The organism is Deltaproteobacteria bacterium, from assembly GCA_016875225.1.
Lineage (GTDB): Bacteria > Myxococcota_A > UBA9160 > SZUA-336 > SZUA-336 > VGRW01.
In genome coordinates, this window is record VGRW01000095.1 from 1 (window position 1) to 12,011 (window position 12,011).

Here is a 12,011-nt window from a genome sequence, read left to right on the forward strand (position 1 = left end):
CGATCCCAAGACCCGCGCCGAGTTCGTGCAGCTGATCCACAACGCCCGAGTCGCCTGAATCCGCGCACGGCGGCCTGCGTCAGAAGCCGCGTGCGGGTTCTCTTCTTGACAGGGGGGTTCAAGTCTCATAGGGTGCGCGACGAAAAGCAGGTACCGAGGCCTGCTCTTCGGAACCGGCCCCCCCTCTGGCGCGTCTTGCGAGACGGCCGGAGTGTGAGTGGAGCCGTTTTTTTGCAGGCAGATTTTGACACGCTGCGTCGAATCGAGGCGCAGGGACTGGTCGCAAGCGGGGCTGCGGGGGTGGCGCCGCGCGAACCACGGAAAACGAGACCCGGGCACGAGGCATCTCACGGTGGCCTCGCCAGATCCGGGTAGGAGATCAAGGCAAGAACCATGAGCCAGGGACGCTGGACCGAGAGCAAGACGACCGACCGGGAGCACTCCAACGTGGATCCGGACGAGGAGGCGGCGCGCAATCGCAACACGCTGCTCTCCTACTTCAACGACATCGCGAGCATTCCGACGCTGACCAAGGACGAAGAGGTCATGCTCGCGAAGGAGATGGAGTCGGCGACCCACGAGATGCGCTCCGGCATCCTCTCCGTCTCGTTCACGTGGCGCGAGGCGATCGACATCTGGCGCGGTCTGCAGACCGAGAATCGCGTGACCGCGAAGATGTCCGAGGCCTACGGGTCGGGCACGCCCGAGGGCGAAGAGCGCGGCGAGAAGCTCGACAAGTGCCTGAAGAAGGTCGAGGCGCTGCTCGCGAAGTACGACGAGGTCGCTGCCTCCGGTAAGGAAGACAAGGTCGCGCTCGACAAGCTCGGCGCGAGCATCCAGAAGGCGCTGCGCGAGGCGGATCTGTCGATGCAGATCTTCGAGCGCATCCGCCGCAAGCTCCGCGGCGGGCGCGACACGATGGCGAGCTACGAGCGGCAGATTCGCGACCTGAAGTCGCCCAAGCGCGCGCCCAAGACCGAGAAGGGCAAGGTCGATCGCGAGCGCGATCTGCGCACGCTGCGCAAGCAGCTGCGCGAGGTGGAGATCGGCATGGGCGTGCGAGCGCCCGAGTTCATCAAGCGGATGGACAGCGTCGATCTCGCCTACGACCGGCTGATGTTCCACAAGAACAAGTTCGTGCAGCACAACCTGAAGCTCGTGATCGCGATCGCCAAGGACTACCGGAACATGGGCATCGCCTTCCAGGACCTGATCCAGGAGGGCAACCTCGGGCTGATCCGCGCGGTCGAGAAGTTCGACTACCGGCGCGGCCACAAGTTCTCGACCTACGCGCTGTGGTGGATCCGGCAGGCGCTGATCCGCGCGATCCAGAACCAGTCGCGCACGATCCGCATCCCGAGCCACATGCACGACACGCTGCTCAAGTACTACCGCACCTACAACGCGCTCTCGAAGCGGCTCGGGCGCGAGCCGAAGACTTCGGAGCTCGCCAAGGAGCTGAAGATCACGGTCGAGCAGACCGAGCGGCTGCAGAAGATGACCCGCGAGCCGGTCTCCCTCGAGACGCAGGTGAAGGGCACCGACTCGAAGGTGCTGAAGGACTTCGTGAAGGATCCCGGCACGGTCTCTCCGCTCGAGAGCCTCGACCGACTGCGGCTCGAGCGCGCGACCGAAGAGTCGATCTCGCAGCTGAACGAGCGCGAGCGGAACATCCTGCGCTGGCGCTTCGGAATGAAGGGCGAGCAGGACCACACGCTCGAGGAGATCGGCGAGAAGCTCGGCCTGTCGCGCGAGCGAGTGCGCCAGCTCGAGGCGCGCGCGATCGAGAAGCTGCGACACTCCTCCAAGCAGCGGCTGCTCGAGGCGTTCGCGGAGCTCTAAGCCGCGAGCCGGACGCAGTCGGAAGGCAAGAGCCCCTGGAGATCGGAAGGTCTCCAGGGGCTTTCTGTTGCTGCGGATCGCCGCCCGGGTGGGAAAAACGCGCCACATTCCCCGGGTGCCCGCCACCCTACATGCAGGAGCTACCTCTCGCGGAGTGGGGATCCAGCCCCAGAAAAGGCTTGGATTCCAATTCCGGGTGTGAGAGGGTTTCGAAGCGCTCGTGGCGCCGAGGGAGTTCATGATTTCAAGGGGAGGGGAAATGGTCGCTTTACGACTTTTCGCGCTTTTTGTTCTGACGGGGTCCGTGGCCCTGTCGGCGCGTGCGGACTTGTTTCCGTACGAAGCGGTCGGCATAGGAGGCAGCAACCTCACGATCGATTCCAATGCGAACTCGTGTGACACAGGCTTGGGCTGTTTCACGACGACGGGCGCCCGCTGCTCCGACAACCCGGACCAGCTCTGCAATCTGCAGATCGTCCCGGCCGGTCGCTGCACCTACGGCAATCTGACCTCCGGCGTGGGTCCGGGCAGCACCAGCTGCGTATGGCCGCACTGGGCGGGTCGCTGCAACGGCAGCGCGAACGCCAACAAGGTCGGCTGTCTGAACGACGCGCAGTGCACCAACGCCCCGGGCGGCGACGGCACCTGCGATCTGACCACCTCCGTGTACGGCGAGCTCGCCTCCGGTTATGCGGGGCAGTGCTCGTGCCAGGGCACGAACTCCGCGGCCGCGGACTTCGAGATCGCGATCTGCGGCGGCAGCCTCTCGGTCTGCTCCGACGGCGATCCGACCCGCGGACACGGCGGCCTCGGCGTGGGTCTCGGCACCGAGATCAAGACCGGCGGCGCCGGCTCGCAGACGTTCGCGAACATGGGCCCCTCGACCAACGGCTCTGCGACGCCGAACAGCTCGCCGCCGTACGCGATCGAGAACCCGCCCACGAACTTCGATCCGCAGCGCGACGCGGGTAGCGTCGCCCGCTCGCCCGCACAGGGAACCGGACCGATCCACCCGGTCCGCACGACCGACGCGCGCGAGATCGGCCCCTACACCCACCCGACGATCGGCACCGTGGTCGACGTCCGCAAGATGAAGGTGTACGGCGATTCGTACTGGAGCGACACCGGGTTCGCCTCGGCGGCGGTCACCGGTACCTACAACGTCCACATCGTGACCTACCCGTGCGACCCGGTCGTCGGCTGGGGACCCGAGCTTACGCTCACCGGAGGGCTGTACTGTCATCAGCTCGCGCGCGACGGCGTGAGCTTCCTCTGGGGCTCCGACCTCACGCCCGCTCAGGTCACGGCCTACACCTCCGGTGGACAGCGCGTCTGTCCGCCGAACTGCAACAAGGACTTCGACATCTCGACGATGGAGCTGCAGGCGTTCGTCGACGCCGGTCTCGCCGACCCGAACGCGGGCCTCCAGCTCGCGATCCAGAGCGGCGAAGAGGCGGCCGGTCGGCAGGCCGGTACGCGCGACGTGATCGGCGCCACCGCGACCACGTCGATGACCTACCTGATCGACACGGACCTGCGCTGCCGGATCGGCGGCTGGGGCAACGCCCCCGGCGAGGTCGGCCGCTGCAACAACGGCCCGCGAGCGTGCGTTCCTGGCACGGCGGGTGACGCGGCCTGCGCGGTCGCGCCCAGCAACGGCAGCAGCTGCCGGGCGTGCAACGGCCCGTACGATGCAACCACGAACCCGCTCGGTCTGCCGGTCGGCTACAACACGCACGGCCGGTCCGAACTCGATCTGGTCGCGGGCCAGCGCATCGGCAACATCGCGGGCCAGCCGGCCGACATCCGGGTGCCGCTGTTCGTCGTCGGAACCACCGGCAACGCGGCCGCGGACTTCCGCGACATCGCTGGCGAGGCGGGATCCACCGTGGACCTTGCCGACCTCGGGCCGGTCGATGGCGGCCTTGGCGGGTTCGCGAGCGGAATTGGCGCCGGAGGGACGTTCCCGAACGGCACCGCCCTGAACATCGCCGAGCCCTGCTGTGCGGGCGGCCTTCCGGTTTCCTGGGCCGCCGAGCAGGGTGGAACGGTCGTCAGCGGCGGCGAAGACGCCTTCAGCTACACGCACGCGGGTGGCACGTACACCAGCGACTGGGCGCTCGTCTACGAGATCGGCCCGGGTCCGGACGGTATCCCGGGCTGCATCGGCGACAACGTGAACGTGCTGAACGGTGCTGCGGCCTGCGATCAGCGCCTCGGCAAGACGACCGCCGGTTTGAAGACCGACGGCTTCTACAACACCGGCAAGGACGATCGCGCGCTGATGTACACCGTCGGAGCGGCCTCCAAGCCCGCTACCGCCTCGCGGTTCAAGTACCGCGACGCGGCGCCGGCCGTGGTGGCCTACTTCGGCAGCTCGCAGAACCCGCCGACCGTGAACACGACGGCGGCCTTCACGGCGCGCGACATCAGGCTGTTCGTCGACCGCAGCACGGACATCCTGGTGAAGGTCAACACGACGGTGTGCCCGCTCACCAACGCGGGCCCGCAGTGCACCACGACGGACGGCGATCCGTGCGCGGGGCTCGGCGGCGATGCCGACGCAGACGGCGTGTGCCAGAACAACGACAACTGCCCGGCGGTCGCGAACCCGACCCAGGCGAATGCCGACGGTGACAACCTCGGTGACGCCTGCGACAACTGTCCGGCGGTCGCGAACAACGACCAGGCGGACGGCGATGTCGACACCGTGGGCGACGTCTGCGACAACTGCCCGGCGGTCGCGAACCCGACCCAGGCGAATGCCGACGGTGACAACCTCGGTGACGCCTGCGACAACTGTCCGGCGGTCGCGAACAACGACCAGGCCGACGGCGACGCCGACACGGTCGGCAACGTCTGCGACAACTGCCCGACCGTGGCCAACACGACGCAGCTCGATGGTGCCGGTGGTCTCGAGATCCCGCCGGACGGCGTGGGCGATGCCTGCGACAACTGCACCCGGGTGAACAACCCGCGCGTGGCCTCGAACTTCCTCTCGACCAACCAGTGGGCGACGCTCACCGGCGGCCAGAGGGACGACGACCACGATGGGTTCGGCAACAAGTGCGACGGCGACTTCACGGCGTCCGGCGCACTGGTCGGCTCGGCCGACCTGGCCCAGTACCGGCCGAGCAGCGGCAAGAGCCGCACCGGCGACACCTGCGGAACGCTGGGGACGCACCCCTGCGCTCGCTACGACCTGGACGAGACGGGCGCTCTGATCGGCTCGGGCGATCTGTCCATCTATCGTGGGCTCAGCGGCAAGGCTGCCGGTCCGCGATGCACCACGCACTGCACGGGAACGAGCTCGGTCACGCTCCCCTGCACGGCTGGAACGGCCGGGTCCTGCGTCTTCGTGTTCACGCCTTGAGATAGGGGAAGGGTTCTCCTGGGTCAGATTTCCGGCGGGAAATCGTTGGAAATCTGACCCAGGAGGTTTTCGATGTGGTAGGCTGCGCTTCAAGGTGCAGCGCAGGGGCTCGAGACAGATTTCGCATCGACGGGTTCTGGCAGAGTCCAAATTCACTGGAGGGAAGGAACTAGGTATGAAGAAGCTACTGGCAGTGGTCGCGCTCGCGGCCGGACTGGTGCTCGGATCGGCTGCGAACGCAGCGCAGATCGACATCTTTCTGACTGAGGTCGCCGGGAACAATTGGCAGCTGACGGTCGACAACAACGGGGCGGCAAACCTCGGCGCGGTCAACCTGCTGACGTCGGGAAATCTGACGGCGATGACCCTGAACCCGCTCAACACGGGGATCAGCGTCGGCGACAGCTCGTTCACGATCGATCCGCTCTCGATCGGCCTGAACTTCGCGATCATCAGCAACGCCAGCGCGGCGGGGACGATCGCGGCGGCGAGTGCGCAGGACGTTCTGCTCGCGACCTTCGCGAGCACGGGCGGCCCGGTGACGCTCGAAGGTCCTGAGGTCCAGGCGGGTCAGGACGCGGTGTTCGACAACAACCTCGTTGCGATCCTCGACTACTCGATCACCGTGGTTCCGATTCCGCCCGTGCCGGAACCGGCTTCGGTGGTGCTGCTCGGTCTGGGTCTCGCGGCGCTCGGCTTCGTTCGCCGCTCGGCCTGATTCTCTGACTCTAGAGATCGCCTGGCGGTCTCGCGGGGGCGGTGTCGCGCAAGCGACACCGCCCCTTTGTCTTTCTCGCGTCTCGCGCGCGTCTCTTGACCGCGCTGACCTCGCGTGTTCAGATTCAATTCGCCGTCGCGCGTCTCGCGACCCGGCCACCGGAAGGAAAGCCATGCTGCGCAGCTCTCTCGCCCTCGCGTTCGCAGTGCTCGCGCTCGCGCTGCCCGCCGCGTCGATTGCTGCGGTCGCGGTGTTCCAGGATCCGAGCAACACCGGGGCGACGGGCTCGCCGCCGGCGTCGATCACCGTCGGCGGGCCGCCGGTGTCGCTGCATCTCTTCTACCAGGGCGGCTCGACGGCATCGTCGAGCAACGCGTGTCTCTCTGGCAACGGCGAAGAGGTCTGCGGCTGGGACGTGCACGTCTCCACGTCCGGCCCGGGCGTGGTCCTGCAGAGCTTCACTCCCGACACGGGGCCCGGCTCCGACGTGGTCGCGGCGATCTCCGGCAATGTGCTGCGCGCGAACGGGGGCGTGCCCACCACGGGCGAGCTCGGCATACACCGAATCGGGACGCTCGTGGTCTCGGCGTCCGCGCCCGGCTCGGTCACCGTATCGGGGAACCTGTACGTGACCGCGAGCCTGCAGGCCGCGGCCGTCACCACCGGCAACACGCTCGCGACCGCGGCGGCCGGCGGCCCCGACACCGACGGCGACGGCGTCGAGGACGCGAGCGACAACTGCGTGAACGTGCCGAATCCGCGCGTGGCCGAGGGCTTCCTGGCCGCCAATCCGTGGGCAACGCTCACGGGAGGTCAGCGCGACGACGACCACGACGGCTACGGCAACCTCTGCGACGCGGACTTCACGGCCACCGGCGCGCTCGTGGGCTCGTCCGACCTGGCGCAGTACCGGACGGCCAGCGGCAAGAGCCGAACCGGCGACAACTGCGGCACCGCCGGAAATCAGCCCTGCGCGCGCTACGACCTGGACGAGACCGGCGCGCTGATCGGCTCTGGGGACCTCGCCGTCTACCGCGGCCTCTCCGGCAAGGCCGCCGGCCCCAAGTGCACCAGCTGCCCGCTGACCTGCACGGCCGGAACCTCGGGCTCCTGCTCGTTCCCGTTCTAGAAACCGGGGCCTAGAAGCGGGAGCCCGGGGCGGCGAGCTGGAACTGGCTGACCTTCCCCTCGGCCTCGAGCTCCTCGAGCCGTTCGGTGAACCACAGGGCCGTGGTGAGCGCGCGCTCGCGCTGTAGCAGGCGATCTCGCGTGGCCCCGACCTCCGCCTCGATCTTCGCTGCATCGGGCTCCTCGCGCGAGAGCAGCGACACCACGTAGAAGCTCTCGGCGTCGCTGAAGACCCGATCCGCGTTCGGGCGCTCGGCGCCGAGCGCGAAGGCCTCCTGGCGCAGGTCCGCGACGGCCGCGAGCCCCGGCACGCTCGCCTCGCGGATTCCGAACGGGGGAGTCACCGCGACCGGAAGCCCGAGAGCGTCAGCGGCCGCGACAAACGGCTTTCCCGCGGCGACCTCGGCAACCAGCGTATTCGCGGCGCTCCGTGCCGCCTCGTAGCCCCGCTCCTCGCGCAGGATCTCGAGCGCGAGAAGCTCCGCGACCTCCTCGAACGGGGTCTGGCTCGCGGGCTCGCGGCCCTCGACCAGGATCAGGTGCACGCCGCGATCGGTCTTGACCGGGCCGCTGGGCTTGCCGGGCTCGAGGCCGAAGGCGACCTCGTCGAAGGCCGCCATCATGCGGCCGCGCGGGAAGCGACCCAGATCGCCGCCGTCCTTTCGCGTCGCGGCGTCGGCCGAGAGCTCGCGGGCGAGATCGGCGAACGACTCGCCCGCGTCGAGCCGGCCGCGCGTCGAGATCGCGAGCGCCTCGGCGTCGTCGCCGCTGAACAGGATGTGCCGCGCGTGCACCTGTTCCGGCTTCGAGAACTCGGCGCTGCGAACCTGGTAGACGGCGCGAACGCGGTCGGGCGAGCTCGCCACCAGCGCCTTGGCGTCGTCGGGCCCGATCGAAGCGCGCTCGCGGAAGGCGGCCTTGCTCGCGGTGGCGTAGCGCAGGCTGACGCGCGTCTGCTCGCGCAGGATCTCGTCGCGCACCGCGGCGTCGGAGATCCGCACCGGCGCCGCGACCAAGCGGGTGAAGTTGCGCTGCAACAGGTCGCGCCGGTGCTGCGCGGCGTACTCGCGCGGGCCCAGGCCGGTGCGCGAGATCAGCCGCTCGGCGAGCTCGCGGTCGAACCGGCCGTCGCGTTGCAGCGCGGGCGTGGCCTGGAACTCGCTCTTCAGTGACTCGTCGCTGACTTCGAGCCCGAGTGACTCGGCCTCCTGCGAGATCACGTAGCGGCGCAGCAGCGAGGAGCGCGTCTGCTGGTCGACGATGTTCGAGAGCTGCTCGGCCGTCACGCCCTGCTGCTCGAACTGGCCGAAGGCCTGCTGGTTCTGCTCGCGGAAGAACTCGTACACGTCGCGCGGGATCGTCTCGGAGTTCACCTCGGCGACCGGCGCCGACGCGGGATCGGAGCCCTGCGGCTGCCCGAACAGGAACGCGAACGTGGCGAGCACGGCGATGATGGCCAGGTTGCGCAGCCAGATCCCGATCCGACCCATTGGAACCTCCTCGAAGCTCGCGGCAAGCTGCCGTTTTTCGAGCTTCGCACAAGGCTCGCGCTTGCGCCGAATCCGCATCGCTCGTAGAATCGCGCGGCACGTCGCGCATGGCGGGATCCGTCGATTCCGCCGGTACTTACGCCCTCCACTTACGCCAACGAGGTGAGCCAGCGATGCTGAAGGTGCTCGACCGCCTGCTCGGCATGTTCTCGAACGATCTCGCGATCGATCTCGGCACCGCGAACACGCTGGTCTACGCGAAGGGCCGGGGCATCATCTCGAGCGAGCCGTCGGTGGTGGCCGTGGACACGGTCAAGCACCGCGTGCGGGCGGTCGGCAAAGAGGCCAAGAGCATGCTCGGCCGCACGCCCGGCTCGATCACTGCGGTGCGGCCGCTCCGCGACGGCGTGATCGCCGACTTCGAGATCGCCGAGGCGATGCTGCGCTACTTCATCCAGAAGGCGCACAACCGCTCGACGCTGCTCCGGCCGAGAATTGTGATCTCCGTACCTTCCGGAATCACCGAGGTCGAGAAACGCGCCGTGCGCGAGTCCGCGCTCTCCGCGAGCGCGCGCGAGGTGTACCTGATCGAGGAGCCGATGGCGGCCGCGATCGGCGCGGGCCTGCCGATCACCGAGCCGTCGGGGAACATGATCATCGACATCGGCGGCGGCACCACCGAGGTCGCGATCATCTCGCTGTCCGGAATCGTCTACGCCAACAGCGTGCGCGTCGGCGGCGACAAGATGGACGACGCGATCCTCAACTACGTGAAGCGCAAGTACAACCTCTTGATTGGCGAACGCACTGCGGAACGGATCAAGATCGAGATCGGCTCCGCCTACCCGACCGACGAGCAGCGCTCGCTGATCGTGAAGGGCCGAGACCTGGTCGCCGGCGTGCCCAAGACCCTGGAGCTGCACAGCGAGGACGTGCGCGAGGCGATCCAGGAGCCGGTGAACGCGATCGTCGAGGCGACCAAGATCGCCCTGGAGCGCACCCCGCCGGAGCTGGCTGCCGACATCGCCGACAAGGGCATCGTGCTCTCGGGCGGCGGCGCGCTTCTGGCGAACCTCGACATTCTGCTACGGGAGGAAACGGGATTGCCGATCATGTTGGCAGAGGACCCGTTCACCGCGGTGGTGATGGGGTGCGGGCGCTGCCTGGATGACGCTAGCCTGCTCAGGGATGTAACGGACCGGGCGTAAGACCCGGGAAACGAGAAAGCGGAACGTCTTGAGCGAGCAGCTGCGTCGCTACGCCTATCCGCTCCTCTATCTGCTGCTCGCGTCGCTGTCGGTGATCGGCATGGCGTCGCAGCGCGGGCCGGCCGACATCGGCATCGGGCCGCGCCTGGTGCTGAACCTGACCCTTCCGCTGGAGCGGATGGTCGCCCTGCCGGTGCAGGAGCTGCGCGGCCTGTGGAGCGACTACGTCGCCCTGGTGGGCGTGCGCGAGGAGAACGGCAAGCTGCGCGGCCAGATCGCGCGGCTCGAGGACGAGAACCACCAGTACCGCGAGGCGATCCTGTCCTCGGAGCGCTTCCAGAAGCTGGCCGGCTTCCGCGCCCAGCGCGAGATCCCGATGGTTCCCGCGAACGTGATCCACCAGGACCTGTCGCCCTGGTTCCAGTCGCTGATCCTGGACCAGGGCGCCGCGGCGGGAATCCGGCCGGGAATGCCGGTGATCACGGACTCCGGCGTCGTGGGCCTGGTCTCGGGCACGACCCCGGGCGCGGCCAAGGTCATGCTGATGATCGATCCGCAGAGCCGCCTGGACGCCTACGTCGAGCGGACGCGCGCGCGCGGCACCGTGCGCGGAGCGGCCTCGCCGGTCTGCGACCTCGACCACGTCCTGCGCCAGGAGGACGTCGCCGAGGGCGACCTGCTCGTGACCTCTGGAATGGGCGGCGTCTTCCCGAAGGGGCTTCGCGTGGGCCGGATCGCCGCGGTCGACCGGAAGACGGCGGGGCTGTTCCTGGGCGCGAAGGTGGTTCCCGCGGTCGACTTCGCGCGGCTCGACGAGGTCTTCGTGATCCTCGAGCAGCGCCAGGTCCCGGACGACGGGGCGTTCTCGTCCGCCGACGAGGGGCTCTGGCCCGAGCCGCCGCCGCCCGCGCCGGAGCCGCCGCCTGTGGAGCCCCCGCCTTGATGGCGCTGGCGAAGCTCGTCGGGATCGGGCTCGCCCTGCTGCTCGGCCAGGTTCTCGCGCGTCTGATCCTGCCGGCCGAGATCCGGCCCGACCTGATCCTGATCTTCGCGCTGGCGATGGGGCTGCGCGGGGGCGGGATCCAGGGGCTTCTGCTCGCGTTCGGGGCGGGCTTCGTCCTGGACGCGCTCTCGGCATCGCCGATGGGACTCTTCGCGCTTCTCTGCGGCACGGCCTGCGCGGCGACCCGCCTGTTCGACAAGGCGCTCTACCTGCGCGCGGCCGGGCCGTGGGCGACCTACGTCGGCGTCTACGTGCTGGTGAACTGGCTCCTGCTCGGCTCGGCGCAGCGGCTCTTCGCGGCCTCGGGCGCCTCGGAGTGGTCGGACCTGCTGCTCCGGGCGCCGGGAACGGCGCTGGCCACCGCCGCCGTCGCCGCGCCGCTGCTCTCGGTGTTCCGGCGCCTGCTCAGCGAGTCCGAGCGCGACGGCGCCTGGCCGGTTCTCGCCACCCACGGCCCGCGCGGGCGCTCGTGAACCGGCTCACCACGGGCGCGCCGCCGCCGGACGGAATGGTCGAGCGCCGGCTCACGGGCGCAGCGCTTGTGATCGTCGCGGTCTGGATGCTGCTGATCACGCGGCTCTTCTACCTGCAGGTCGTGCAGGGCGACGTCTACAAGGTCTCGGCCGAGCGGAACAGCGTTCGCACCCAGCGCGTCGAGGCGCCGCGCGGCGCGCTCCTGGACCGGCACGGCGAGGCGCTGGTCGATTCGCGCCCGGCCTTCGAAGTGCGCGTCGTGCCCAACGAGACCGAGGACGTGCCGGCGACGTTGACGCGGATCGCGGGCCTGACCGGCCGGGATCTCGGGAGCGTCCAGCAGTCCTACGGCACGCCGCGCGGGCGGGCGCGCTTCCAGCCGCAGCGCGTGGTGTACGACCTGGACCGCGACGCTCTGGCCCGCGTCGAGGCGCGGCTCTGGGCGCTCGGCGGCGTGCTCACGCAGGTCACGCCAGTGCGCGGCTACCGCTTCGGCTCCAGCGCCGCGCACCTGCTCGGCTGGCTCGGCGAGGTCGGCCCCGAGCAGCTGCGCGAGGAGGAATTCCAGAGCTACCGGCTCGGCGACATCATCGGCCGCGGCGGGATCGAGCGGCTTCTCGACAAGGACCTGCGCGGGCGCCCGGGCGGACGCAATCTGCTGGTCGATGCCCACGGCAAGGAGCTGAAGCTGCTCTCGCTCGTCCAGCCGCAGCCCGGGCGCAACGTGGTGCTCACGCTCGATCACCAGCTTCAGCTCGCGGCGGAGGCGGCGGGG

The 12,011-nt window shown here is 69.0% G+C and carries 10 protein-coding genes; 9 read left to right on the forward strand and 1 reads right to left on the reverse strand.

Annotated elements, in window-relative coordinates; all coding sequences use genetic code 11:
- The first annotated feature begins 393 nt into the window (after positions 1-393).
- The 5 genes from FJ108_16160 (at position 394) to FJ108_16180 (ending at position 7,062) form a co-directional block, all read left to right on the forward strand.
- Positions 394-1,842 (forward strand): sigma-70 family RNA polymerase sigma factor, encoded by a 1,449-nt coding sequence (locus FJ108_16160; GenBank protein ID MBM4337420.1) that lies wholly within the window; start codon positions 394-396, stop codon positions 1,840-1,842.
- Between the two features lie 699 nt (positions 1,843-2,541).
- A complete protein-coding gene (locus FJ108_16165) occupies positions 2,542-2,814 on the forward strand; it encodes a hypothetical protein (GenBank protein MBM4337421.1) in 273 nt (90 codons plus the stop codon).
- Positions 2,714-5,215 carry a hypothetical protein gene (locus FJ108_16170; protein MBM4337422.1) on the forward strand — a complete coding sequence of 834 codons (2,502 nt, stop codon included), beginning with the start codon at positions 2,714-2,716 and terminating at the stop codon, positions 5,213-5,215. The genes FJ108_16165 and FJ108_16170 overlap by 101 nt, the downstream gene beginning before the upstream one ends.
- A gap of 94 nt (positions 5,216-5,309) precedes the next feature.
- Entirely contained in the window at positions 5,310-5,933 is a 624-nt protein-coding gene (locus FJ108_16175; GenBank protein MBM4337423.1) for a PEP-CTERM sorting domain-containing protein, read from the forward strand.
- 172 nt (positions 5,934-6,105) lie between these two features.
- The gene (locus FJ108_16180) at positions 6,106-7,062 is read left to right on the forward strand and encodes a hypothetical protein (protein MBM4337424.1); all 957 of its coding nucleotides are present in this window, start codon (positions 6,106-6,108) and stop codon (positions 7,060-7,062) included.
- Between the two features lie 10 nt (positions 7,063-7,072).
- On the opposite strand, the gene FJ108_16185 is transcribed toward FJ108_16180, so the two are convergent.
- Entirely contained in the window at positions 7,073-8,629 is a 1,557-nt protein-coding gene (locus FJ108_16185; GenBank protein ID MBM4337425.1) for a hypothetical protein, read from the reverse strand.
- 95 nt (positions 8,630-8,724) lie between these two features.
- Here FJ108_16185 and FJ108_16190 point away from each other — a divergent pair, with 95 nt between their 5' ends.
- The 4 genes from FJ108_16190 to FJ108_16205 form a co-directional block, all read left to right on the forward strand.
- The gene (locus FJ108_16190; GenBank protein MBM4337426.1) at positions 8,725-9,759 is read left to right on the forward strand and encodes a rod shape-determining protein; all 1,035 of its coding nucleotides are present in this window, start codon (positions 8,725-8,727) and stop codon (positions 9,757-9,759) included.
- Positions 9,760-9,787: 28 nt separating this feature from the next.
- Positions 9,788-10,702 carry a rod shape-determining protein MreC gene (gene mreC / locus FJ108_16195; GenBank protein ID MBM4337427.1) on the forward strand — a complete coding sequence of 305 codons (915 nt, stop codon included), beginning with the start codon at positions 9,788-9,790 and terminating at the stop codon, positions 10,700-10,702.
- Positions 10,702-11,235: a rod shape-determining protein MreD gene (gene mreD / locus FJ108_16200; GenBank protein MBM4337428.1), complete on the forward strand. Its 534-nt coding sequence runs from the start codon at positions 10,702-10,704 to the stop codon at positions 11,233-11,235. Before mreC ends, mreD begins: the two co-directional genes overlap by 1 nt.
- The coding region (locus tag FJ108_16205; GenBank protein MBM4337429.1) for a hypothetical protein at positions 11,232-12,011 on the forward strand (780 nt) is incomplete at its 3' end. The genes mreD and FJ108_16205, both read left to right, overlap by 4 nt.